This window comes from Microbulbifer echini, assembly GCF_041447225.1.
Classification (GTDB): Bacteria; Pseudomonadota; Gammaproteobacteria; order Pseudomonadales; family Cellvibrionaceae; genus Microbulbifer; species Microbulbifer echini.
In genome coordinates this window covers 48,571-72,310 of record NZ_JBGMEL010000014.1, presented here as the reverse complement: position 1 = coordinate 72,310, position 23,740 = coordinate 48,571, and the positions used below count along the sequence as shown (strand labels likewise).

22 protein-coding genes are annotated in these 23,740 nt (G+C 49.4%); 15 read left to right on the top strand and 7 right to left on the bottom strand.

The features are described 5' to 3' along the window. The first annotated feature begins 70 nt into the window (after nucleotides 1–70). The 8 genes from ACCI51_RS14375 to ACCI51_RS14340 all read left to right on the top strand — a co-directional run bounded on the left by ACCI51_RS14375 (nucleotide 71) and on the right by ACCI51_RS14340 (nucleotide 7,850). Nucleotides 71–454: a hypothetical protein gene (locus tag ACCI51_RS14375; protein ID WP_299585797.1), complete on the top strand. Its 384-nt coding sequence runs from the start codon at nucleotides 71–73 to the stop codon at nucleotides 452–454. A 1,243-nt stretch (nucleotides 455–1,697) separates the two neighbouring features. Beyond that, nucleotides 1,698–2,087: a c-type cytochrome gene (locus tag ACCI51_RS14370; protein WP_299585801.1), complete on the top strand. Its 390-nt coding sequence runs from the start codon at nucleotides 1,698–1,700 to the stop codon at nucleotides 2,085–2,087. A gap of 6 nt (nucleotides 2,088–2,093) precedes the next feature. Next, complete coding sequence (locus tag ACCI51_RS14365; protein ID WP_299585803.1) at nucleotides 2,094–3,485, top strand: D-arabinono-1,4-lactone oxidase; 1,392 nt, start codon at nucleotides 2,094–2,096, stop codon at nucleotides 3,483–3,485. Nucleotides 3,486–3,566: 81 nt separating this feature from the next. Further along, a complete protein-coding gene (locus ACCI51_RS14360; RefSeq protein WP_299585805.1) occupies nucleotides 3,567–4,856 on the top strand; it encodes a DSD1 family PLP-dependent enzyme in 1,290 nt (429 codons plus the stop codon). Nucleotides 4,857–4,955: 99 nt separating this feature from the next. Continuing rightward, nucleotides 4,956–5,381, top strand: coding sequence for a hypothetical protein (locus ACCI51_RS14355; RefSeq protein ID WP_299585807.1), 426 nt, complete (start codon nucleotides 4,956–4,958; stop codon nucleotides 5,379–5,381). 205 nt (nucleotides 5,382–5,586) lie between these two features. Then, entirely contained in the window at nucleotides 5,587–6,249 is a 663-nt protein-coding gene (locus tag ACCI51_RS14350; RefSeq protein ID WP_299585809.1) for a DUF6962 family protein, read from the top strand. A 140-nt stretch (nucleotides 6,250–6,389) separates the two neighbouring features. After that, complete coding sequence (locus ACCI51_RS14345; protein WP_299585811.1) at nucleotides 6,390–6,980, top strand: cytochrome b; 591 nt, start codon at nucleotides 6,390–6,392, stop codon at nucleotides 6,978–6,980. 96 nt (nucleotides 6,981–7,076) lie between these two features. After that, nucleotides 7,077–7,850 carry a polysaccharide deacetylase family protein gene (locus tag ACCI51_RS14340; RefSeq protein ID WP_371844234.1) on the top strand — a complete coding sequence of 258 codons (774 nt, stop codon included), beginning with the start codon at nucleotides 7,077–7,079 and terminating at the stop codon, nucleotides 7,848–7,850. Nucleotides 7,851–8,230: 380 nt separating this feature from the next. Here the strand turns inward: ACCI51_RS14340 and arsJ are convergent, their stop codons facing one another. From arsJ to ACCI51_RS14310, 6 genes are all read right to left on the bottom strand, one after another. Continuing rightward, nucleotides 8,231–9,475, bottom strand: coding sequence for an organoarsenical effux MFS transporter ArsJ (gene arsJ / locus ACCI51_RS14335; protein ID WP_371844233.1), 1,245 nt, complete (start codon nucleotides 9,473–9,475; stop codon nucleotides 8,231–8,233). Nucleotides 9,476–9,549: 74 nt separating this feature from the next. After that, nucleotides 9,550–10,563 (bottom strand): ArsJ-associated glyceraldehyde-3-phosphate dehydrogenase, encoded by a 1,014-nt coding sequence (locus tag ACCI51_RS14330; RefSeq protein WP_371844232.1) that lies wholly within the window; start codon nucleotides 10,561–10,563, stop codon nucleotides 9,550–9,552. Nucleotides 10,564–10,669: 106 nt separating this feature from the next. Further along, nucleotides 10,670–11,014: a metalloregulator ArsR/SmtB family transcription factor gene (locus ACCI51_RS14325; RefSeq protein WP_371844231.1), complete on the bottom strand. Its 345-nt coding sequence runs from the start codon at nucleotides 11,012–11,014 to the stop codon at nucleotides 10,670–10,672. Between the two features lie 19 nt (nucleotides 11,015–11,033). After that, nucleotides 11,034–11,453, bottom strand: a complete 420-nt coding sequence (locus ACCI51_RS14320; protein ID WP_299585821.1) for an arsenate reductase ArsC — start codon at nucleotides 11,451–11,453, stop codon at nucleotides 11,034–11,036. A gap of 98 nt (nucleotides 11,454–11,551) precedes the next feature. Then, nucleotides 11,552–12,367: an exodeoxyribonuclease III gene (gene xthA, locus ACCI51_RS14315; RefSeq protein ID WP_299585823.1), complete on the bottom strand. Its 816-nt coding sequence runs from the start codon at nucleotides 12,365–12,367 to the stop codon at nucleotides 11,552–11,554. A gap of 91 nt (nucleotides 12,368–12,458) precedes the next feature. Next, nucleotides 12,459–14,558, bottom strand: coding sequence for a carboxy terminal-processing peptidase (locus ACCI51_RS14310; RefSeq protein ID WP_371844229.1), 2,100 nt, complete (start codon nucleotides 14,556–14,558; stop codon nucleotides 12,459–12,461). 611 nt (nucleotides 14,559–15,169) lie between these two features. On the opposite strand from ACCI51_RS14310, the gene ACCI51_RS14305 reads away from it, so the two are divergent. Then, nucleotides 15,170–15,835, top strand: a complete 666-nt coding sequence (locus ACCI51_RS14305) for a tRNA-dependent cyclodipeptide synthase (protein ID WP_371844228.1) — start codon at nucleotides 15,170–15,172, stop codon at nucleotides 15,833–15,835. A 179-nt stretch (nucleotides 15,836–16,014) separates the two neighbouring features. On the opposite strand, the gene ACCI51_RS14300 is transcribed toward ACCI51_RS14305, so the two are convergent. Then, a complete protein-coding gene (locus ACCI51_RS14300) occupies nucleotides 16,015–16,557 on the bottom strand; it encodes a lipocalin family protein (protein ID WP_371844226.1) in 543 nt (180 codons plus the stop codon). A 235-nt stretch (nucleotides 16,558–16,792) separates the two neighbouring features. Between ACCI51_RS14300 and ACCI51_RS14295 the strand changes: the two genes are divergently transcribed. From ACCI51_RS14295 to ACCI51_RS14270, 6 genes are all read left to right on the top strand, one after another. Then, a complete protein-coding gene (locus ACCI51_RS14295; protein WP_371844225.1) occupies nucleotides 16,793–17,068 on the top strand; it encodes a hypothetical protein in 276 nt (91 codons plus the stop codon). A 70-nt stretch (nucleotides 17,069–17,138) separates the two neighbouring features. Beyond that, entirely contained in the window at nucleotides 17,139–18,398 is a 1,260-nt protein-coding gene (locus ACCI51_RS14290) for an FAD-dependent oxidoreductase (RefSeq protein ID WP_371844223.1), read from the top strand. Between the two features lie 292 nt (nucleotides 18,399–18,690). Then, entirely contained in the window at nucleotides 18,691–19,854 is a 1,164-nt protein-coding gene (locus ACCI51_RS14285; RefSeq protein ID WP_299585836.1) for a Gfo/Idh/MocA family protein, read from the top strand. A gap of 222 nt (nucleotides 19,855–20,076) precedes the next feature. Next, entirely contained in the window at nucleotides 20,077–21,138 is a 1,062-nt protein-coding gene (locus ACCI51_RS14280; RefSeq protein ID WP_299585838.1) for a sugar phosphate isomerase/epimerase family protein, read from the top strand. Nucleotides 21,139–21,218: 80 nt separating this feature from the next. Further along, nucleotides 21,219–22,541: an MFS transporter gene (locus tag ACCI51_RS14275; RefSeq protein ID WP_299585840.1), complete on the top strand. Its 1,323-nt coding sequence runs from the start codon at nucleotides 21,219–21,221 to the stop codon at nucleotides 22,539–22,541. 56 nt (nucleotides 22,542–22,597) lie between these two features. Beyond that, on the top strand, nucleotides 22,598–23,605 hold the full coding sequence (locus ACCI51_RS14270; RefSeq protein ID WP_299585842.1) for a LacI family DNA-binding transcriptional regulator: 1,008 nt from the start codon (nucleotides 22,598–22,600) through the stop codon (nucleotides 23,603–23,605). The last annotated feature ends 135 nt before the right edge of the window (nucleotides 23,606–23,740 follow it).

Here is a 23,740-nt window from a genome sequence, read left to right as displayed (position 1 = left end):
TTATGCCTAGTGAGTGTCTGTCACGTTCCTACTTGTTAACGGTCTTTATAAACCGGCGCAGCAACGAACTGTGACAAACAAGGCCTTCGGTGGCCGCCGAAGGTGGGTCTCAATTTACCCGTTAACGAAAATGATTTTCAACATCAGAATCGGTCAAGAACAACCATACAAGCCGCAGCAATTGCCCCTTGGTCGCCCGGACACCCAAAACGTTGTCGTGAAACCAATACAGCCATACACAACAACTCGCCTATTGGTTGGTACATTTCTTCTCGCAGTCGAATGCCTTAAAGGTGGCCTCAAAGAAATTGGGGCTACCGGTTTATTCAAACCTAAGCCGATACTGCATTTAGAAGCTAAAGAAATGTCTGAGGGCGGCCTATCTGAGGTTGAGCAGCGGTGTCTAGGTGAAATGGCGTATGCAGCGGGAGCACGCAAGGTTGAATTTTTATGAATCTTAACCTATAGCAGGTGACTATAGTTACCCATCAAGCTTTAAGCCATATTTTCATTCCAGTAGGTGTTTTTTTTCATCATAATATTCAGGATGCTAAGTTGCATTCTCATGCAGGTAATGAGAGCGACTTTTTTAGGTTTACCAGCGTCGACTAATCGCTTACACATCGGCTTTAATTTGAGATGATGTTGTAAGCCTACATGATGAAAAAAACAGAACTGTGCGTACGCGATGCCGCCCACCACGAATAATAGCTTGCTTTGGAATCTGCCGCTATCAGGATTCATTGGGGAGATTTGATCCTACCCACAAAAGACGGACACTCTCTTAAGCGATAAACTACGCAGCAGAGGTGCCCTATGACACGATCTGATCCTATCCACCAAAGAGGGACACTCTCTAAAGCGATAAACCACGCAGCAGAGGTGCTCTATGATAAGACCAAGTAAATCAACCAAAACTGCTCGTAAAAAATACTCTGAGAAATATAGAAAAGATGCCCTAGTACTGACGACCTTAAAAAAGACCGCTGATTACTTTGCAAAGAGCCTGAAATGCGGTACGCCTTCATACAAAAGCACAGGCAAGAGTTCACATCAAAGCGGTGGCTGAGGTGTTGAGCAGATCTCGCAGAGGGCTTTGCAACCGGGTGTCAAGATCGGTCGGCCAATCCAAGCTCCAGCAGCGCTTTATAGCCAGTAAAGAAGGTAGTGGCGCCCCTCGCCTGACGAAGGAGTTGACCAGTGAAGGTAATAAATATAAACAAAAAACAATTACTGCCAGTATGCGTCGACAGGGCCTGCGAGCCAAAGCAGCTAAGAGATATAAAGCCACAATCTACTCAAAACATGGCCTGCCAGTGGCTCTAAATCTGCTCGAGCAGAACTTCAATGCTGAAGCGCCGAGTCAGAAATGGGTCGGGGATATCACCTACTTACGAACAGAAGAGGGTTTATCCAACCCATCAACGATATCTAACAACACTGAACGTTAGATATTTAATAGGAACCCGCTGAGAAATTTATATTAGATAAAATCAATACTAATAAAAAATATCTGTTTAGTCTCTGTTAACTGGTACCCAAAAAGTTGATAAACAGGATTACAAATAGACTGGTTGGTTCCGCTGGTTGTCTTAACTGCCAGCCTGTTTAACAATACTTAAAGTTTAAGTACACAGCGCCAACCTCAGGTTTAAGCACCTGAGAAATATTAACAATAATGTAGTAGGTGTACATACATGGAACCGGTAAGACCTCGCCGGAGCGTAAGGCTCCTCTGTGCCCCCTTGTTTTTTGCCGTGATGATAAGTGGGTGCTCGGACCTCCCTGAAGAGAGTGCCGAAAATCGCTTGGCTTTGACTCAGCGAGCCCTTTCATTAACCCCTACAGATCCTGAAATTGCTGAAATTTATGGACGTACCTGTCGTAGTTGTCACAGTACTGGTGCCAGTGCCGCGCCTTTAACTGGGGATATTGCAACCTGGGAGCCACGTCTGGATAAGGGGATGGATGTGCTGGTAGATAACGCAATCAATGGCTTTCAGGGGATGCCGCCTCTGGGACTTTGCTTTGAGTGTTCACCTGAACAGTTTGAACAGTTGATTGCCTTTATGGCCACTGCGGAGTAGGGGATTATGCATCAGTCACGTCGTCGTTTTATTGCCACTATCGCTGCAGGTTCCACCGCTCTCGCCGCAGCCCCAGTTTCGTCTATTGCCCGTACTCTGGTACAAGCCGCCGAGCCAATAAAACGCAAGGGTATTCATTGGCGCAACTGGTCCGGTTCTCAAGTGTGTTTGCCCAGTGAGCGCCTCGCGCCAAAAACAATAGCTGAATTACAACAACGCGTAGCCGACTCCAAAGGCACTATTAGAGCCGTAGGTGCTGGGCACTCCTTTACGCCTCTAGTACCCACGGATGACACGATCATCTCGCTTGGGCGTATTAGCGGAGTGCTGGATCACAGTAAAGAAACAGCCGAGGCCACGATTTACGCTGGCACTCGTATCGCAGACCTAGGGCAACCACTAGAGGATATTGGGCAAGCGTTAATTAACCAACCGGACATCGACGAGCAGACTCTGGGCGGTTGTTTAGCGACGGCCACTCATGGAACAGGGGCCGGTCTGGGTTGTATGTCTAGTTATGTGACTGGCCTAGAGTTGGTGACAGCGGGTGGCGATACACTTTGGTGTGATATGCAACAAAACTCTGAAGTATTCTCTGCGGCAAAGGTTTCCCTCGGGAGCCTGGGGCTGATGACCAAGGTACGTATGCAAAATCAGCCAAGCTATCGACTTCGCAGAGAGTCCTGGGTGGCACCTCTACAAGAGGTGCTTGAGCAGGCAGAATCTTTGGCTGATTCGAACCGAAATTTTGAGTTCTACTACATTCCATTTTCCAGTATGTGCATGGCGGACTCCCATCAACTGACGGATGAAGAGATTTTTTCAACCGAGCGGGAAGATACCAACGAAGCGGTAATGACCCTTAAAACAGTGCGAGATTGGCTCGGCTGGTCCCCGAAACTTCGACAATTTGCCTTGAAATCCGCTATAGAGGATATCGAAAAGGAAGTGGTTGTGGAGTCCTCCTGGCGAAACTATGCCAGTGAACGCAATGTACGCTTTAATGAAATGGAATATCACCTGCCTCGGGAAGCGGGGCTGGCCGCTTTTGCAGAGTTACGACGAGCCATCGAAGAGAACAACCTAAACGTGTTCTTCCCGATCGAAGTTCGTTTTGTAAAGGGGGACGATATTTGGTTGAGTCCTTTCTACCAGCAGGACTCTGTTTCAATCGCGGTGCACCGCTATTTTGAGGAAGATTATCAGCCCCTGTTTCAGGCATTGGAACCGATTATGCGTAAGTATGGTGGCAGACCACACTGGGGCAAGCTCAATACGTTGGGCAAAATGGATTTCGCAAAACTCTATCCCCGCTGGCAGGACTATCTAGAGGTTAGGCGTTCACTCGACCCGATGGGGAAGTTCTTGAACCCCTACCTGAAAAAGCTCACTGGCTGATCTTTATGCGGCGAGCCGCGGTACCTTTGAGCAGTTGGATGGCTATTCGGCAAATACTTGGTGGGACTAGAGGGGAGCACTGTGGATAGAGGGCGGCGAAAATTTATACTGGGTGGCACAGCCTTGGCTGCTGCAGCGTCACTGCCACTATTAAGGCCCGAGCCCATGGGGCAGGGGGGGCATGATGATTATTTTGCGGGCGTCTCCAGGGCATTGCATTCGGCGGGAATATCGGGCCCCACGATGGTAGTCGATTTAAGGCGACTAAAGGCCAATGCTGGGGTACTTTCGCGGCACTTACAGGGGCATTACGATTACCGTATCGTAGCCAAGTCCCTTCCTGCCCTGGGCTTGCTAGAGACTGTAGCCAAACAAACTGGCACCCAGCGAATTATGGTGTTTCACCTGCCTTTCTTGCAGCAGTTGGCACAATCACAACCCGAGGCGGATATCCTCTTAGGTAAGCCTTTCCCGATCGCCGCTGCTGAGAGCTTTTACAAGAGCTTACCTTCAAGTGGTTTTGATCCCGCATCTCAACTTCAGTGGCTTATTGACAGCCCGCGCCGCTTGCAGCAGTACGCAGAGCTGGCCAATGGCCTGGGGCAAAGGCTGCGTATCAACATCGAATTGGATGTAGGATTACACAGAGGCGGAATAGGTGATGCGCAAAGCCTTACTAAAATGCTCAATATTATTCAGGGAGAATCCCAGCTTCAGCTGTCAGGCTTTATGGGGTATGACGCCCATGCGGCTAAAATGCCGGGAATTCTGGGGGGGCCAGAGAAGGCGATTGATCGCGGTCTCGACATATACTCGCAGCGATTAGCGCAAGCCCGGCAGTTGTTGGGGGAGCATTTTCCCGAGAACCCGACATTGAATGGGGCCGGTAGCCCTACTTACCAGTTGTATAAAGGTCGAGCTGGCAGGGCTCCCTGTAATGAACTAGCGGCAGGATCATGCTTGGTTAAGCCCCTAGACTTTGATATTCCTACCCTAGAAGATCATGTAGCAGCAGCATTCATTGCAAGCCCAGTTTTAAAGAAGCTTCCCCATACGCAGATTCCCGGTTTGGAGGGGATGACTACAGTCATGCGTTGGCTGAACCCCAATCGAGCCCAAACATACTTCGTCTCTGGTGGGTATTGGAAGGCTCGACCAGAATCCCCAAAAGGTCTCTCGATTAATCCAATCTATGGGCGCTCCACTAATCAGGAAATGTTGAATGCGTCCAGTAAAGTTACTCTTGCAGAAGATGACTGGGTTTTCTTTCGCCCTACTCAGAGTGAATCAGTCTTTCTTCAGTTCGGGGATATTGCTGTGTATGACCAGGGCGAAATCGTGGAGCGCTGGCCGGTGTTCAGCAACACCTGAATCAATGGCGGATTATGTAATTTAAGGCGTAAAGCGCCATCGTATATTTGGCCACATAAGAAATATAAGTGTTCACAAGAATAATTATTGGAGGCTGGTGTGATCTTTGAAGCAATCCTGGTGTTAAATTGTATTTGGTTCTTAATGGGATTTAATGTGTTCTCATTGCGCGGTAGGGTATTTGCCAAATTGCTAGTCCCCAGAGAGCAAAGGGATACCCCCGTCTTTGGTATATTGGCTGAATCGGGCAAGTTTCTAGGAGGGTTTAACTTTTCTCTGGCGTTGCTCAACATTTTACTGCTAATTAACCACGCCTCTTTCTCTAGTGATATACAAAGAGCTGTTCTGCTTTTTACTTTTTCGGTTACACATGGCTCGCAGTTTATTTATAACTTGCCTGTTGCACTTAAGAATCGCAGTGGTGGTGGAGCTTGGAAAGTAAGGGGCGTTATGAGGTTTATTTTTGTGATGGACTTTGCAATGATGATGATTAACCTGTTAGCGGCTCTTTGGTATTGGTTGTAGTGAGGGCTTCAGCGGCAGAGGTATTATCTGCCGCAATTGAATTCTTATAGGTGGACTTTTGGGGTTGTGTGGTTTTAAGTGGCTGCTGAACACCCTCAAGCCTGATGGGTAGGCTGCCCCCTGTTAAGATTCCTTATCATTTATATCAACGCACTACAATATTACCCGTCCAAATAGAACCTTGGGGGTAAGGGGCCTGAATCTGGTGATTAAACTTACAGATGTTCCCGCTCAGCAGATGTCGGCTATAACGGATTTTATCCTTACTATAGCTGCAGTGATAATCCTGATTTATTTATGTCGTCCTGAGCTTCAACCACGATGGAAAAGAAATTCCTGGATTTTTTTCTATGGTTTGTTAGTTGTTGTTTCCTTTTTGGCTGGCTTGATACATGGGCTGCAGATTCCTGAAAACATCGAAGTTTTCTTATGGTATATACTTTTGTTCCTGTTGGGCGCTTTTCTGGCATCTTTTGTCGTCGCAGTTATGAATGATCTTTTAGGTGAGAGTTTGTCAAAAAAAGGGTTGCCCTATATTTGTCTGGCGAGCTTGATATTTTTTTGGGTAGCGGCGACTAGAGTCAATGGCTTTGTTGTGTTTGTTACTTGCCAGATTCTTATAATGATTCCTGTTATCATTGGTTATTCCTGGCTGGGATTGGCTAATAAGCTGAGAGGCTCCTGGTATATGGTTCTGGGTGCCATTGTTTCCGTAATTTCCGGGATTTTTCAGCTGAGTGCTGAAGAGGAAATTGTTTATGTTTGGGTGCTTGGTCATAATAGTTTTTATCATTTGGTGCAGGCGGTGGGAGTATTGTTCTTTTTTGTAGGTGTTGCCAAATCCTTTCAAATTAAAGAGCGATCGTGATTCTTTGTGTGGTCTATTGGGAATTTGAAATCTGCCCATTAACTATATATGAGGGGGCTTCATGTGGTTTTATCTATGGTGCTTGTCCGCCTTCAAGGTTTGTCATTTATAAGGCTTTAAACTTCTAGAGAAGGCGACTAATGGGTATTAGGAACAATTCGTACGACTATGGCTCTATTGCCAAGTGGCTGCATTGGAGTGTCGCATTATTATTCCTGGGATCTTATATCAGTGTCTATTACCGCCAATGGTTTACACAAGAAGAGACGCCGGAAAACTGGATTGCCCTACAGCTTCACTTGTCTATTGGCGTAACGATTGGAGCGCTTGTGCTGTTGCGAATATTCTGGCGTCTCACGAACCCCACCCCCAGATTGGAGCCAGGCTCAAGGTTAGAGCACATTGCCACCCATACAGGCCATTTTCTGCTGTATGTCGTCATGATATTGTCACCACTAACCGGATATCTGGGGACTGGGGTGAATACTGAATATTTTTTTCTTTTTGAAATCCCTCAGTTTGCAGATACGTCATTTTTTACGAATATTATGCAGAATACAATGGGGATGACCTTTAAGCAATTTGAAGAACCTATCGATTTTATACATAAGGAAGTTCTGGGAGAATGGCTTGTTTGGTTGCTTATTCTCGGGCATGCCCTGGCGGCTCTTTATCATCACTTTATAAAGAAAGATCGAACACTGGTTAGAATGACTACCGGTAACAAGTGAAACGCAGGCTTTTTTTGAGGCCGTCAACTTACCAATAATTACAATGGTCCTGTTATGGCGTTGCTTACTAAGAACCATAGGCCCAGGATTCTCTGCTTGACCTTTGATAATGTCGGTGAGGCTAGAAAAGTGTTTCTTAGGGAATCTGCTGTACCCAACTGGGAAGCCCCTGAAATCACTATTGGATTTCCTCAATTATTACGGCTATTGGAACGCCTGAAAATACACGCGACCTTTTTTGTAGAAGGTTGGAGTGCTCTGCATTATGGGAAACTGATTCAGAATATTTATAATGACGGCCATGAAATTGGCCTGCATGGGTGGATTCATGAAGGCTTTTCTAGCTTGGATCAACGTGCAGCTCGCCAGTACATCCATGATGGTTTAAAGGCCCTGCAATTACGCGGTATACAGCCTTTTGGCTTTCGGGCTCCCGGCGGCCAGGTAGGGCAATTTACCCGGCAGATTCTCGTTGATGATGGTTTCATTTATGACTCTAGTATAGAGACCTCCCTACCGAAAAGCATTCCCAGCGACGTGAAAGGATTTTCTGGAGATGAGATCCAGCAGCTGGAAAGTGGCTTGATCTGTATTCCCTGGCAGTGGTTCATGGTGGATGCCATTCACTACAACCTTGCTAGCAATGGTTTACGCAACCCAAAAGCATTATCAGATTTCTGGTGCCAAGTGATCAGGAAGGTAGCGAAAGGTAATGGATTAATAACCTTGATCTGCCATGCACATGTAACGGGCATTAACCCGGAACGTATGTCCGCACTTGAGAGAGTATTAAAGCTGGCTTTAGCATTAGATTTCGACATTGTCCCGGCGATTGATGTATGTGCACGTTTCGGAGATCTTTCCAGGTAAATCTGAATACCAACTTTACTGGCTCGCTTGAATCAAGATCACTTTGTTAGGGTTAACTTCGCTGAAATGGCAGAATTTGATGCCAAGTTGGCATGGAGGTTTACTTCCCAGTTTTCTAAGCTTCAGTTGGTCATAACTGCAGCCAACACTTTGTGCTCGGGCAGTTTGGGCGCTCACCGAAGTCGTTATCCGACTGGTTGCTTTAAGCCAGTTCCCGAGTGGTATTTATGCAAAGCTGTTTTCGTGTTTTTTCGTGGGTCTTATGGTCCAGTTCCCTCGCATTATTGGCAGGCTGTGATCCTCCCAGAGAGTTTCAACGAATAGCAGAAACAGAGTTGTACCTGTTGCCGTTCACCCCCAGTTCCGCAGATTCACTCTAATCAGCTCGCAGCATTGATTAGCGGGCGGTTATCTTCACTGTGTTTAGGTAATGCGAGAGATATTACGGTTGTGAGAAGTAGCAAGCCAGTGGACGCCAGTAGGCAGGCTTGAAGGCCGGCCGTTTGAAATATCCAACCCGATAGCAAAGTTCCGGCAAGGCGCCCCATGGCGTTGGCCATATAGTAAAAGCCCACATCCATCGAAACCCCATCTTCTCTGGCATAAGAGACAATTAGGTAGCTATGCACAGAGGAATTGACGGCAAATAAGATAGCAAAAAATAGTAAGCCCACTAATAAGCTGATCTCTGTGTGGGTACCGGTGTGTAGGGCAAGGGCAATCAGTAATGGGATCAGGCTCAAAGCGGCACCCCAGAGTAGGGCTGTTCGACCATCTGGAACTGCAGGGGAGAAACTTGCAGTGATTTTAGGTGCAAAGGCTTGCACAGCCCCATAGCCGATTATCCAGCTGGCCAAGAAGGCACCTACCTGCCAGTGGCTCCAATGAAACTGGCTTGCTAGAAAAATGGGTAGAGCGATCACAAACCATACATCGCGCGCGGCAAAGAGGAATAGTCTTGCCGCGGCAAGGACATTTACAGCCCGACTTTTAGAGAACACATCCCTAAAACGGGATTTAGCCTTGGATCTGCCCAGATCCCGCTGAAGAAACCTCATACTTAATAGCAATACCAGTGCGAGACCCGCTGCCATTAATAATACTGCCCCGCGAAAGCCCAGCAGTGCCAGCAGGGCTCCCCCGAGGAAAAAGCCAATGCCTTTAAGCGCATTCTTAGAGCCAGTGAGCAGGGCTACCCAGCGATATAACGCCCCCTGGGCACAGGGAGGCAGCAACAGTTTGATCGAGCTTTTTGCGCTCATTTTGTTCAAGTCTTTGGCAATGCCGGAGAGCCCCTGAGCGGCCATAACCCAAGGAACATTGAGATGACTCGAAGGAACCAGGAGCATGGCCAGCGCGGTAATCTGCAATGTTAGGCCAATATTCATGGTGTGATTGAGCCCCACGCGTGCTCCCAGCCATCCTCCCACCAGATTGGTAATAACCCCGAAAATTTCATAGAACAGAAAAAGCAGGGCGATTTCCATTGGGGTATACCCCAAAGTATGAAAATGCAGTAACACCAGCATACGCAGTGCGCCGTCGGTGAGGGTGAAAGACCAATAGTTTCCAGTTACCAGTAAATATTGGCGCACAGAGGGGGGGAGGGAGGAGAGGAACGGCATTGATTCGGGCTCTTACTACTTGGGCTCAATTTGGCCTGGAAGCCAGGCCAGTTTTACAAGGGATCAAATGATCTTCAATCTATTGACCCTTCGGTGCCAACCATACGGGCTAGTTCCGCGGTGCGGTTTGCATAGCCCCATTCGTTGTCATACCAAGTGTAAATTTTGACCTGGGTGCCATTAATCACCATGGTGGAGAGGGCATCGACAATACTGGAGCGCGGGTCGGTTTTATAATCCACGGAAACCAAAGGGCGCTCCTCAAAGCCGAGAATATTTTTCAGCGCACCTTCGGCTGCGGTTTTAAGCAGCCTGTTGACCTCTTCAACTGTCGTCTCACGTTCAAGCTCGAATACACAATCGGTTAGTGAGGCGTTGGCTAGCGGAACCCGCACGGCGTGGCCATTCAGTCTGCCGCTCAGCTCTGGGAAAATTGCGGTAATGGCGGTGGCCGAACCCGTAGTCGTGGGAATCAAGCTGGCTCCACAGGCCCTGGCACGACGCAGATCTGCATGGGGCGCATCGAGAATCGTCTGAGTATTGGTGATGTCGTGAATTGTGGTTATAGAGCCATGCTTGATGCCCAGCTTTTCATGAATCACCTTAACCACTGGAGCAATGCAGTTGGTCGTACAGGATGCAGCGGTAACAATTCGATGTTTTGCCGGGTCATAAATATGCTGATTCACTCCCAGAACAATATTCGGCACCCCAGCTTCTTTCATCGGAGCTGATACCAGTACACGTTTTACTCCCTGTTTCAGATACCCCTCCAGCAAGGCACGTGTCTTCATCTTTCCCGAGGCTTCGATGACAAGATCACAGGCGCTCCAATCCGTATCGGCAATGGCCAGGTTGTGGCTGCAGCGCACCTGTCGTCCATCAATAGTGATCATGTCCCCGCTAGCCTCGGCATTGTGCTGCCAGCGCCCATGCACCGAGTCGAAATTCAGTAGGTGAGCAAGTGTCGGAGCATCCCCAGCGGGATCGTTGACATGGACGAACTCGATTTCTGGCCAGTCCCAGGCCGCGCGTAGCACCAGACGCCCGATTCGACCAAATCCATTGATTCCGACTTTGATAGCCATTTTGTCTCTCCCGAGTAATTCGCATATATGAAAAAACACATATATGAAGATAAATTTTTACTGTAAAAGCGCCTATCGCCACGGGGCCGTTGAGGTCTTGAGTTGCTCAACAGCACAGTGTGGCACGTAGCGGCCTATCGCCCATCTGGATCAGGTTGCGTAGAGCCGCCTCAATAAAGTGCCGGTTTGCCTGCAAAGTTTCCTGAAGAATTGATTTCGCCCACCCCTCTAATGCAGGGTTGATACGGTAGAAAACCCACTGACCCTGACGTCGGTCCTGTAATAAATCGGCCCCGCGGAGTAAGGCCAGGTGTCTGGAGATCTTTGGCTGGCTCAAATCCATAGCTGCGGTTAGCTCGCACACACAAAGCTCACCCTCATGAACGATCAAGAGCAGTGTGCGCAAGCGCGTGTCGTCCGCCAGGCATTTATAAAATTGTACAGGGTTCAAGGTTTCCCTCAGATTCGAGTTATGCCACTTTTGCGGCTTTGCTGTAGATCAACACCAATAGCTTGATCCGGGTACTGAGCTCTAATACTGTTTTGTAAAAGGGCCTGAAACAATGGCGACTGGCTGGATCTTTAAAATCCCAAGAGGCTAACTTTCCATGCCCAGGGGAGGACACATATTCTTTGTGGCTCTTGTCACATAAAGTAATAACCAGGTCAAAATACCGATTAGAGACTTCTTTTAAGCTTTTGGAGTAGAGACCACTTATTGGGATGCCGCAGCGTCGCAGCGCCCTAATAGCTCGAACATCCACTGGAGCAGGGTCAGTGCCGGCACTGCATACCTCGAAAAACGCTCCCCCGTAGTAGCGCAATAGTGCCTCAGCAATGAGTGAACGGGCTGAATTCCCCGAGCAGACAAACAGAATGCGCCTTTTCATGGGGCTGCTCCATTCGGCTTTGGCTGCATTATATATGGAAAATCGCATATTCAAAGGATTAAAAAAACCGGGCACAGGTCCCGGTTATTCACAAACGATTAGAGCTTAAATTCTGCCCAGACCGGCGCGTGGTCTGAGGGGCGCTCCATGGCGCGGATATCGTAATCTACGCCGGTGGCGACACAGCGTTCCAGAAGTGGATTGGTCGCCATGATGAGGTCGATTCGCAGTCCGCGCCGAGGGTCGCGGTCGAAACCCTTGCTGCGATAGTCAAACCAACTAAATACATCATCGGTTTCAGGGTGCATGGCACGGAAGGTGTCCACCAAGCCCCAGGCCTCAATTTTCTGCAGCCACTCACGCTCTTCTGGCAGGAAGCTGCACTTGCCGTCGCGAAGCCAGCGCTTGCGGTTGGGTTCGCCAATACCGATATCCTGGTCGCTCGGGGAAATGTTCATATCGCCAATAACCAGTACCGGAGCATCGGGTTCGCAGGTGGTTTGCAGATAGGTATCCAAGTCTGCGTAGTACTTTTCTTTTGCTGGGAACTTCACCGGATGCTCCCTACTTTCCCCCTGCGGGAAGTAGCCGTTGATCACGGTAAGTGGTTTGGGACCGCCAATATCAAACTTCCCCATCACCATACGGCGCTGGGCACTGTCGTCATCAGTAGGGAAGCCATATTCACGATCAATAAAAGGCAGGCGTGATAGGAGTGCGACTCCGTAGTGTGTTTTTTGCCCAAAAAAGATCAGTTCATACCCCAGGTCCCTGATGGCATCTACCGGGAAATCCTCATCGGTGACCTTGGTTTCCTGTAAACCGATAATATCGGGTTGGTGGCTATCCACCAGGGCCTGCATTTGGTGCAGGCGAGTGCGGATGCTGTTGACGTTAAAGGAAACGACTTTCATTTCTTCCCCCAAATAAAAAAGGTCGGGGAAGCCCGACCTAACTGTTGGTGCGTGCACCGGGCGCGCATCGCGCACCCGGAGAACGGCTAATTTAGAAGTTGGCGACTTGTGGCGGTGCCTTGCTGGTTTTGTCGGCCAGTCCGATAAAGTCCGCCATTATATAGCCGGCTTCGTTCAAAATTGGATCTTTTTCCAGTTTGATCTCTACCGGGCCGCCGATAGTAGCGACTTCTTCTGACTCACTTTCTTCATAAGCCTCGAAATCCTTATAGGGTTCCAGGCCTTTGGCACTGCGGCGTCGGTTTTCCATGGAAAGCAGGCGCTGATTTACATTTTCTCGTTCCTGCTCACGCATTACTTCATTCAGAGATAGGTGCTTCCTATCGGCGCGTTCGCTCTCAAATTGAAACTGATCGCGCAGGAAGATGAAGTCGGGGTCTGATGCCGTGCGCTTGTTGTGCTTGGTGATCAGGTTCGGGATCAGCGTTTTCAAGTTGAAGTATTTTGCGTGGGGTACCGCGTGGATACGATCCCAGGGCAGGGCCGTATCGTAGGCACTCTCACCAACACTCTCCGCATTGATCAGTTGCGGCATGGGGATATCCGGTTTAACACCCGCGTGTTGTGTGCTGTCTCCCGATACGCGGTAGAACTTGGACTGGGTGATTTTCAGCTGACCCTCCTTGAGGGGAGCCATGGTCTGCACGGTGCCTTTACCAAAGGATTGGTTGCCCACCACTAGGCCGCGGTTGTAGTCCTGAATAGCACCGGCAAAAATCTCTGAAGCAGATGCGGATAAACGGTTGATCAGCACCATCAGCGGACCGCGATACATCGCACGAGAGCGGGAGCGATTATGCCGTGAGATCTGCTCATTCGCATGGCGAATTTGTACTACCGGACCCTGGTCGATAAACAGGTCGGTAAGCATGGTGGCCTCTTGTAGCGAGCCGCCACCATTGTTACGCAGATCGAGAATGATGCCGTCGACCTTCTCTTCTTTCAGTTCACTGAGCAGCCTGGCCACATCGCGGGTGGTGCTTTTGTAGTTGGGGTCGCGACGGCGGTAGGCATCGAAGTCTATATAGAAGGTGGGTAGATTGATTACGCCAATCTTGTAGCTCTTCTTACCGTCAGAGAACTCAAAAACAGCTTTCTTGGCGGCCTGATCCTCCAGCTTAACTTTACTGCGTTTGATGAGGATGGTCTTGTGGGTACCGTCACCGCCAGTGGGGATAGTCTCCAGGCGGACGAAGGTGCCGGCCTTGCCGCGGATTAAATCCACCACATCATCGAGACGCCAGCCGACGACGTCGACCATTTCTCCCTTCTGATCCTGACCCACGCCCACGATCTTGTCGTTGGGCTTGATCTTGCCGGTGCGGTCAGCTGGACCACCGGCCACTAGGCGGGCAACCTTGGTGTACTCCTCATCCCCCTGTAACACAGCACCGATGCCTTCGAGAGACAACGACATGCTCATGTTGAAATTTTCCAGGGAGCGGGGGGACAGGTAGTTACTGTGTGGATCGTAGAGGCGTGTCAGCGAGTTCATATAGAGCTCGAATACGTCATTGCTGTTTTGCTGCTCCAGACGCTTTTGTTGGCCTTTGTAGCGTCGTTCCAGCAGATCGCGTATCTCTTCATCGGTCTTACCGGTGAGGCGCAGATTGAGGACGCTGCTTTTCAGGCGCTTGCGCCACAAGTCATCGGCGGCGCTGATGGAAGAGGGCCACTGGCTCTCCTCGCGGTCCAGCTCCAGAGACTCGTCCCGCTCGAAATCAAAGGCTGGTAGGCCTTTCTCCAGCTGGGAGAGGATATTGTCCAGGCGATCACTCATGCGCAGGCGGAAACGGTTGTAAATCTCAAAGCCCGCTTTGACCTCCCCGGCACGCAACTGGTCATCCATGGTGGTCTTCCACTCACGGAACTCGTTAATGTCGGAGGAGAGGAAGTAACTCCTGGTGGGGTCTAGAGCATCGATGTACTCATCCCACAGGTCTTCAGACATTTCGTCCCCGACCTTGATTTTGTTGTAGTGCAGCATTTCAAGCTTGCCGACGATCTCTCTGGCTGTACTGCCCTGATCCTTTTCGGGAACCAAGGGTTCGGTCTCAGCCATAGAGGTGGTGGAAAGCAAGCCAATGACCAAGAAGCCGGAAAATAGTGCGGCGATCCGATTGGTAAGCATAGGGAGTCTCTTTATACGTCCTACTTCATAGGCCACCAGCCTTTATGGCTTGGCGACCTATAGCTTAGGACAAGTATAAAGGCTGAAAGCTCCGAAGGGCATGAAATACCTCCAATCAGAGATGGATCTTTCCCGCTTTGGGGACATTTAGCAAAATATATTTCCCTGATCTCCACCTTATACGGCATTTCATCTCAATTTCAGGCGACAGATATGTTTGGTCACCATCGCTTTTGGCGCTCTCAACCTAATGTTGACTATGAGGTCTACGTTTAATTTGTAGGCAATGTGATGAAAATTAACACAGTGGAAAAAGTGATCGAATGGTTATGGGGAGAGCATAAACATGACAGGTATTCGCCGATTTTCCATATTTTCTCGCAAATGATCCCTACCAACAGATGGCTTGGGGGTCTGATCCTGAGCGATATCCACTGAATTTGGGAGTCGTGACTAATTTTGCACATCTAATGAAGTAAGTGATCAGAGATTGGCCAAGCGAAGCCTTTCAGGCTGTTTTCATTCCATAGGCTTTTGTTACTAACCAAGCGAGATCGATGCAATAAGCCACTTCGACTGAACTCCGATTACTACAAATTAGGAGCATCAGTATGAAAGTCGACTTTGCAACTACCAGATCTCAACAACTTTTTGAGATGGCTGATTTGGCTGTAATTGGCATAAGCCCTTTCAATAGTTATTTTTCTGAGGGACAGATAGCCCGACTTGCTCAGTGGGCACATAGTCACTTTAAAAGGGTGATGTTCTTCATTCCGGATGGGGCGGCTGAATATACTCAGCGGGCACTTGGATATGAGGAGAGAAAAGCTAAAAAGAGAGCGCGGCGTCAATGTACTTACCTGCACAACAAAGTCTATCGCGTGGTGGCTTCTGGATCGATAGAAAGTGAGTTAGTGGATTCGGTGTGGTTGGAACAGTCTGAATCCTATTCAAGTACTTACTGTGAGGTGGAACAGAAGTTTAATTCGGATGAAAGTTTCCGCGCGGGTTGTTTAGAAACTAGTCGGTGGGTACTGGAGCACCACTCAGCGAAAGGCCAAGTAACCATTGATATGATGCTTATGGCTGTTCGATATCTTCTAGCCGAGCTACCAGTGATTCTGCACTCGGCAGACATCGTTGGAAGTGAGTCCGCATGCTTCTGTTATCACAGCTGTCCCAAATTTCTAAATGACTTATTTAGGGAAGGGGATGAAGAGGTTATGGGGAGGCGTAGTGGTTATGTGATTGTGAAAAATGATGATGAGTTTTCTTAATCGCGCGTAACGTCATTCCCCCTACTCAAGGTGGACTATTTAAGCTGTCTAAACCTAACACGATACATCAAAAAAAATCTTTAACTTATTGAAAAATATGTATTATTTTAAGTTAAAGTAAATTCTAGATTGGTTTGTGACGGATGCAGTAGCTGCTGCATCCGCCCCTGCATTCAGCTTTAGAGAGGTAGCTGTTTAGTCATAATGATGTGGTCGATGTTGTAGCCATGTTTAACCACGGCGAGGTCCAGCAGTTCATCAATAATTGCCTCATCCAGTTGAGGGGTACGGCTCAGAAGATAGAGACTGCTGCGATCGGGGTCGCCTACCAAGGACCATTGATACGTGGGATCCAACTCCAAGACCCAGTAGTTACCATTGGTTTTGCCATCGAAGAATGAAACCGCAAGCTTGCTATTCGTGTCATCTATGGGGGTAGCAGAGCCTTGTACGCTGATTGGAAAACCGTACTTCGGGTGTAGGATTCGGCAAAAGTTGAACACACTGAGTGTGCCATCATCGTTGAGGCCATAGTCTGCCGTAACCGCTGTGCAAGCAGGCTGGAAGATTTGTGGCAAACGGGCTATTTCATACCACTTACCAACATACTGATAAACGTCCACATAGGGTACCGTTTCAAGTTCAGACTCACTATCGGCCCAGGAGAAATGAGCCCCAAAAGCCAGTAGAAAAACCCCCAAACCTTTTACCAATCCCTTCATGTTCTAATTTCCTTGTCATTTGATTGAGTCACTTTCCACCGTACCAACCGTGCGATGGCAAACTCTTTACGAGAGGAAAGCTGGAACGGATTAATCAATTGTTGATTTGGGGAAGATCTTCACAATAACTTCAAGAATGGCCGGCTTTGCCCTCAGAATTTAGCCAAATATTTTTGACAAAAAGGGCAGCCTTAACTATTCGCCCGTTACTTGGCCTTGTATCAGGGAGATTATAATGAGGAAGAATTTTTCACTATCGGCGGTAGTCTCATTGGCATGGGCGATTAGCTGGCGAGCGATCGTTATCAATCTTCCGATATACATGCCGTTTTCCGCCCTAGATAAGCTGGGTTACGAGTTTCCTAACTGGTTTTGGTACCTGCTTTGTATCTTGGGTGGTTTTTTTTCGTATGTACTTGCATTTTGGTGGGTCCTCTCGCGAGGTTACGGCCCTCAAAACCGACAAAAGCTGAAAATATTTGAACAAGAGGGTGGCAACAAGCAAGTATAAGTTGGGTTACATTTTGATGGCTCTGCCAATAAACCATGCCTTCTCGCCAAACCAATAAGTAGGCCATGCTATGTCACAGGAAATTCCCGTTGATGTACTGATTCTCGGAGGTGGTATTCAGGGAGCAACCCTGATGAGGGCGCTGATACCGGAGTACTCGGTAATACTGGTCGATGACGAGTTCGGTGATGCTGAATCCCTGCATTTCCACGGTTACTTCTCCTCTGGCTGGAATGCTGCCAACCCGCAAGCCGCAGAGATTCACAGGGCTGCCGCGCAACGCTGGCACAAAGAGCTTGCGACTAGCGGTGTGAATAGTCGAATAACTGATTTCCATGCAGCGCTGACTCCGGACTTCTTAAAGATGGTTGAAGGTAACTGGGCTGAAGCGGCTATCCCTTCTGAGGAGGTGGAATTGCCAGGGATCTTTGATCCGGATGGTTTGCCACCAAATCGCAGGTTCAGATTTCCTGGCGATCTTATTTTTGATGGCGCTGCAGCCTATCTCAGTGTCAGCGAGCCCTTGAGACAGCAAATATATCGTGGCCGGTTGGCATCGTTTCAGCTTGCGGGCTCAGATATTGAGCGAGTAATTCTGGATATGGACGGTCGCTCTTGCGCAGTAAAGCCAGAGTTGGTGATTTCCGCCTGTGGTGCGGGTAATGCTGAGGTAATTCGACAGTTGGGTGTTGCAGAGGAGCAGGTGCAAAATTCTCAGATGGTGAGGCCGCTACACATGCTTTTGGCCCGAGGCCCCGATATTCCAAAGGTTTCTGCTTACCTAATTGATTTAATGGTGATGCATCACCCGTTGGAGGAGGGGGAAGGCCTCTGGATTCTTACCCTTAACCCGGACGTACCCAAGTTTAAAGCGGGTGTTGTGGATAGATGCATTCCTCCAGAAATTGAGAATGATCTGCTTTGTGCATCCTTCAAGCGCCTTGCCAGTGTAATGCCCAGCTTTGCGGCCTGGGCCGAGGAATGCCAGTGGTCGGTATACGCTGGTTGGAAAACGGATGCACCAGGCCCTAATAGTGATCCGTTGGTACATCTGGAGTATCCAACGCCCTATCAACTGGATGATTTTGGTCTGAAAAATTTCCTGGCGGTCTGGCCCAATCACTGGGGTTTGGCTCTGGACGTTGCGGATGATGCCGGTGAGTGGGTGCGCTCCAAATTGAAGCCTCACCACCCCCAGCCAGGTTCGAATAGTGGGCTGCCAGCAGGTACCGGCAGTGGACATACTATAGAAAATGGCTGGCAGAGTGATGAGTTGTTATGGCATTCATGGGGTGAGTTTGCCCGGCAGGTGGGTTATCACAATGAATAGCACACACTCAAAATCGTAGATTGAAGTCTCCAAATTCCGCATCTCGTCATCAAAAATCTATTTTTGGTTGAATAAGACGCCATGTTGCGTGTTGATAGTTTGCAGTGGCTGCTTTTTTCTGTATTTTAAATAGAAATGTAACCGGTTACATTTTACTCTAGCTGATTCTTCCATGTTGTGTATTCCTCTATGAAAGGCGTATGCACTTGGCGAAATAGAAGCCATAACAATAAAGGTCAGGGGCCTCGCCTCTATCGGGCGATAGTGCGCCCCCATGGAAAGTAGTGTGGGTATGAAAATAAGAATGGGCATGGTTGGTGGTGGAGAAGGCGCGTTTATCGGAGCCATACACCGAATGGCGGCTGCACTGGATGGCGAGATTGAGCTGGTGGCGGGTTGCTTCAGTAGTAACCCAAAGCAAGGGCGAATGACTGGAGAGAAACTGGGGCTCGACCCCGAACGCGTTTACCAGAGTTACCAGCAGCTGTTTTCAGAGGAGGCTAAGCGCAGCGTCGATGATCGCGTTGAGTTTATCGCGGTTGTCACCCCGAATGATCTACACCTGCCGGTCGCTATCGCAGCTTTGCGTGCGGGCTTCCATGTACTTTCCGACAAGCCTGCAGCTGGCAATTTGGAAGAGACTCTGGCGCTGCAACAAGAAGTTGTCCGTAGCGAGCGAATCTATGGTCTTACTCATACTTATGCGGCCTATCCGATGGTGGTTCAAGCAAAGGAGATTCTTCGCAGAGGGGAGCTTGGGAACATTCGCCGGGTCACAGTCACCTATCCTCAAGGCTGGCTGGCCCTGGCGGATGACACGAAGGGCAGTAAGCAGGCTGGCTGGCGGACAGATCCTAAACGCTCAGGTGAAAGTGGCTGCTTTACCGATATCGGTACCCATGCTCACTATTTAGTGGAATTTGTTACTGGCGAAAGAATTTCTGAGGTTTGTGCAGATTTGCAGTCAGTAGTCGATGAACGGGCACTGGATGATGATGGTGCAGCTTTGTTCAAACTGACAGGGGGGGGGCGCGGTACTTTGACGGCTAGTCAGGTTTGTGGAGGCGAAAGCAATAACCTCAATATCAGCATTTACGGTGAGCGGGGATCGCTGTTTTGGGAGCAGGAATCTCCAAACCAGTTGCAAATCAAATACCGGGGAAAACCGAAGGCCACTCTTCAAGCTGGTGTTGATTGCGAATATCTGGATAAAAAGGTTCGAGCCCTATGTCGAACTCCGCAGGGCCACCCAGAGGGCTATATAGAAGCATTTGCCAACATATACCGGGACTTTGCACAGATGGTGCGGAGCCAACGGAGAGATTTTCCGGTACAGAGTGGTAACTGTGTTGGGGGGATCGATGCAGGTGTTCGCGCAATGGCATTTGTGCGCGGAGCCCTGGAAAGCAGTTGTCAGCAATCTTCCTGGGTAACGTTGGCACCTTATTGGGAGTGAGAGAAACACGTACTTTTTTCTATAAACCAAGCACCTCTTATACGTGGTAACTCTGATGTAGGAAGTTCCCTGGCAGGGTGGGTAGTACGGCGGATAGTACGGTACAGGGAAGTACCGGTGCCGGCCAAGTGCCAGCCACCTTTCGACGAGCGCAAGAAATTTCCATAGGGATTGCAGAGTTAAACAGAGTTCATAAGTACAGCAGTAAAAAGGATAACAATAATGAAGGCACCCACAATTCAGGGGCCCGGAATTTTTCTCGCCCAGTTTCTCCCGCCTGCGAAAGAGCCAGTAACGTTGGAGTCGATGGTGCGTTGGGCGGCGGGGCTCGGCTACCGGGGTGTACAGGTACCCACATGGGACAAGCGTGTTTTTGACTTGGAGCTGGCCAGCACTAGCCAAGCTTACTGTGATGATGTGTTGGGAATCTGCGATAGCGCAGGCGTGCAAATCTCTGAGCTGTCCACCCATTTACAGGGACAGCTCGTAGCTGCACACCCTGCGTACAAGGAAATGTTGGATATTTTTGCTCCGGAGAGCTTGCGCGGCGACCTGTCGGCCCGAGCTGAGTGGGCGAGCAACCAGTTGGTTTTGGCGGCCAGAGCCAGTGCCAATCTGAAGCTCAAATCGCATGCAACCTTTTCTGGTGCATTACTCTGGCACACTTTTTACCCCTGGCCTCAGCGCCCCGCACAGTTAGTGGAGGAGGGGTTTCAAGCATTAGGTCGTTTGTGGCGCCCCATTTTGGATGCATTTGACCATGCAGGGGTCGATGTTTGCTACGAACTGCATCCGGGTGAAGACCTCCACGATGGACTGACCTTCGAGCGTTTTCTCCACGAAGTGGAGGATCACCCAAGGGCGAATATTCTCTACGATCCCAGCCACCTGCTTTTACAGCAAATGGACTACTTGGCTTTTATCGATATTTACCACGAGCGTATCAAGGCCTTCCACGTGAAGGATGCGGAATACCACCCGAGTGGGCGGGCCGGTGTTTACGGCGGTTATGCGCCCTGGATTGATCGGCCTGGCCGTTTTCGTTCGCTGGGTGATGGCCAAGTGGATTTTCGAGGAATTTTTAGCCGGCTGACCCAGTATGGCTACGACCGCTGGGCAGTTCTGGAGTGGGAATGCTGTATCAAGGATCAGCATCAAGGCGCCAGTGAGGGTGCGCCGTTTATTCGGGATCATCTGATCACAGTGGCCGAGAAGGCCTTTGATGATTTCGCTGGAGGGCAAACAGATCGCGCCAGAAATCGCCGAATACTAGGGCTGGATTAGCCATGGTAAACCGGTGAAATTGAACTGAGATTGATGTCATTGCACAACCGATAACAATAATTGATGCGGAGACCGGATAAATGGAAACACAGACAAAGACCCTGCACAGGAATATCTTCCTGGTAGGCAATCTCTCGATCTTTATGATCGGCCTTGGATTCGCGGTCAGGGCCTCGATTGCCGGTAACTTACAGTCTGATATTTACGATCATATTGACCTTGCCAACTCCACCGCCATGCTGGGGGAAGCCTTGGGTTTCACATTTACCGGTTTTGCACTCACCTTACTGTTTGGCAGTGCCTTGGTGGACTTAGTCGGCATCAAGAGAATGCTGTTGCTTTCATCAATTGGTTATGTGATGGGCAGCCTGCTCATTATCACAGCCTCCATGGTGCCCCCGGGAGAGGGGGTGGAAAATCTGGTCATGGCTGGACTGCTCCTCACAGGACTGGGTTGGGGGGCAGTGGAGGCCGCCAGTAATCCGATGGTTGCCGCTGTCGATCCAGAGAATAAGACACACCGTTTAAACGTGCTGCATGCTTGGTGGCCCGCGGGCATCGTGGTGGGAGGGCTATTAGGGCTGGCAATTTCTGCCCTCGAGTTTCCCTGGCAGTTGAATCTGATCGTCCTCGCCTTACCTGCAGTAGTCATGGCCTGGCTCGTTGCCGTAACAGATTTCCCGGTAACTGAACGCGTTTCTTCCGGTATCAGTTACGGCGAAATGCTTAAGGAAGTTTTTAAACAGCCCATGTTTATCCTTCTGTGGGTGTGTATGTGGCTGACGGCTGCAACAGAGCTGGCGCCGGGCCAATGGGTGGATCTGACCCTCTCAAGGGTTGTCGGTATGAAGGGCATTCTTATCCTGGTGTACGTCAGCATGTTGATGTTTGTGATGCGTCATTTTGCTGGACAGTTAGCGAAGAAGTTGTCCTCTGTTGGGCTTTTGTGGTTAAGCAGTCTGCTTGCAGCGGTAGGGCTCTACAGCCTGGGTATGGCCAGGACCCCGGTCACGGCGCTCCTGGCAGCTACTGTCTGGGGCATTGGTGTCTGTTATATGTGGCCGACCATGCTCGCCACTGTGTCTGAACGCTTTGTGCGCGGCGGGGCGCTTTTTTTGGGGCTACTGGGTTTTGCCGGTGGTATGTCTATCCAATTTGTCCTGCCGAAACTCGGAGTCATTTTCGACAATGCCAAGATCGAGGCTGCAGGTGGTCTGGAAGCCTTCGAAAAATTATCTGGTGATGAACTGGATGCAGTACTGGCAACCGCCTCGGTTGAGTCCTTCCAATCGCTGGCAGTGGTCCCTCTCATTTTGTTACCCATTTTTGCGTTTATCTGGCTTTGGGATCGCCGGCAGGCTGCCAGTAAAACAGAGAGTGTGATTACAGTGGGGAACCCGTAGATGGTTTCGATCTGTGCGAAAATAGTCCACTTCCAGTCGAAAATTAGCAGGAATATATGTCAAACATTCGCGAAGTTGCACGTCGCTCTGGTGTTTCGGTCGCGACCGTGTCCAGGGCTCTGAAAGACCCGCAAATGGTTTCTCCGCGAACTAGAGAGCGGGTATTGAAGGCCGTGGAGGAGGCCGGTTACCGGCCCAACCAACTGGCGAGAAACTTCAGTTCTGGTAAGTCATTTGCGGTGATGGTACTGGTCCCAAATATCGCCAATCCCTTTTTTTCCAAGGTTATCCGGGGAATAGAAAAAGCTGCTCAAGATCAGGGTTACTCAGTGTTACTGGGGGATACCAAGGGCGATACCGCTCACGAGCAATTTTATGCGGGCATGGCACTGACAAATCAGGCAGATGGTTTGATACAGCTGGGTGGTTGTTATCCGTTTGCGGAAAAAGATGCGGCCCTGGCAGCGTCGGTTCCGATGGTGAATGCCTGTGAGCGGATTGCTGAAGATGACCGGTATCCAGTCGTTGAGCTGGATAACAGCGGTGCAGCACAGGCGCTGGCTCGACATCTAATAGGGCTTGGCCACCGCCGAATAGGCGTGATTACCGGTCCAATGAAAAGTCCAATTGTGCGTGATCGTTTAGCCGGATTCGAAGAAGAAATGCAAAGACATGGCCTTACATTGAATACGGAACTAGTTGTCAACGGAGAGTTCACTATGCCATCAGGTGCCGAGGGCGCACAAAAGCTACTTTCTTCTATCAGTGCGCCTACCGCCATTTTTTGTATGAATGATGAAATGGCTATTGGCGCCATACATCAAGCGAAAAAGATGGGGCTACAAATTCCCACAGATGTATCCGTGGCGGGTTTTGACAATATCGAGTTTTCGCAATTTACCGATCCCCCCCTGACCACAGTTGACCAGCCAGCAGAAGCACTAGGCCGATATGCGATGGAAACCCTGCGCCAGATTATTGATGGGAAACCAATGAAATCGAGTCGGACCATTTTGCCGTTTGATCTGGTCGTACGCGGAAGTACGGACCGCTACCAGGATTGACAGGAACTCGGCGGTAAAACCAGTAATCCCCCGAACAGATAACGACCATTTCATGTGGAGATGATAACGATGAAAACACTCACAGAGACAAAACCATATTCATTTCTCATAGCAGCAGTTTTGCTAATCCCTCTG

What these genes read in the sequence shown, in the direction of transcription:
- ACCI51_RS14320 (WP_299585821.1), bottom strand. Translation starts at nt 11,453, where the DNA reads ATGAAAAGGCGCATTCTGTTTGTCTGCTCGGGGAATTCAGCCCGTTCA.
- ACCI51_RS14330 (WP_371844232.1), bottom strand. Translation starts at nt 10,563, where the DNA reads ATGGCTATCAAAGTCGGAATCAATGGATTTGGTCGAATCGGGCGTCTG.
- xthA (WP_299585823.1), bottom strand. Translation starts at nt 12,367, where the DNA reads ATGAAAGTCGTTTCCTTTAACGTCAACAGCATCCGCACTCGCCTGCAC.
- ACCI51_RS14285 (WP_299585836.1), top strand. Translation starts at nt 18,691, where the DNA reads ATGAAAATAAGAATGGGCATGGTTGGTGGTGGAGAAGGCGCGTTTATC.
- ACCI51_RS14270 (WP_299585842.1), top strand. Translation starts at nt 22,598, where the DNA reads ATGTCAAACATTCGCGAAGTTGCACGTCGCTCTGGTGTTTCGGTCGCG.
- ACCI51_RS14280 (WP_299585838.1), top strand. Translation starts at nt 20,077, where the DNA reads ATGAAGGCACCCACAATTCAGGGGCCCGGAATTTTTCTCGCCCAGTTT.
- ACCI51_RS14295 (WP_371844225.1), top strand. Translation starts at nt 16,793, where the DNA reads ATGAGGAAGAATTTTTCACTATCGGCGGTAGTCTCATTGGCATGGGCG.
- ACCI51_RS14290 (WP_371844223.1), top strand. Translation starts at nt 17,139, where the DNA reads ATGTCACAGGAAATTCCCGTTGATGTACTGATTCTCGGAGGTGGTATT.
- ACCI51_RS14370 (WP_299585801.1), top strand. Translation starts at nt 1,698, where the DNA reads ATGGAACCGGTAAGACCTCGCCGGAGCGTAAGGCTCCTCTGTGCCCCC.
- ACCI51_RS14345 (WP_299585811.1), top strand. Translation starts at nt 6,390, where the DNA reads ATGGGTATTAGGAACAATTCGTACGACTATGGCTCTATTGCCAAGTGG.
- arsJ (WP_371844233.1), bottom strand. Translation starts at nt 9,475, where the DNA reads ATGCCGTTCCTCTCCTCCCTCCCCCCCTCTGTGCGCCAATATTTACTG.
- ACCI51_RS14275 (WP_299585840.1), top strand. Translation starts at nt 21,219, where the DNA reads ATGGAAACACAGACAAAGACCCTGCACAGGAATATCTTCCTGGTAGGC.
- ACCI51_RS14305 (WP_371844228.1), top strand. Translation starts at nt 15,170, where the DNA reads ATGAAAGTCGACTTTGCAACTACCAGATCTCAACAACTTTTTGAGATG.
- ACCI51_RS14310 (WP_371844229.1), bottom strand. Translation starts at nt 14,558, where the DNA reads ATGCTTACCAATCGGATCGCCGCACTATTTTCCGGCTTCTTGGTCATT.
- ACCI51_RS14300 (WP_371844226.1), bottom strand. Translation starts at nt 16,557, where the DNA reads ATGAAGGGATTGGTAAAAGGTTTGGGGGTTTTTCTACTGGCTTTTGGG.
- ACCI51_RS14365 (WP_299585803.1), top strand. Translation starts at nt 2,094, where the DNA reads ATGCATCAGTCACGTCGTCGTTTTATTGCCACTATCGCTGCAGGTTCC.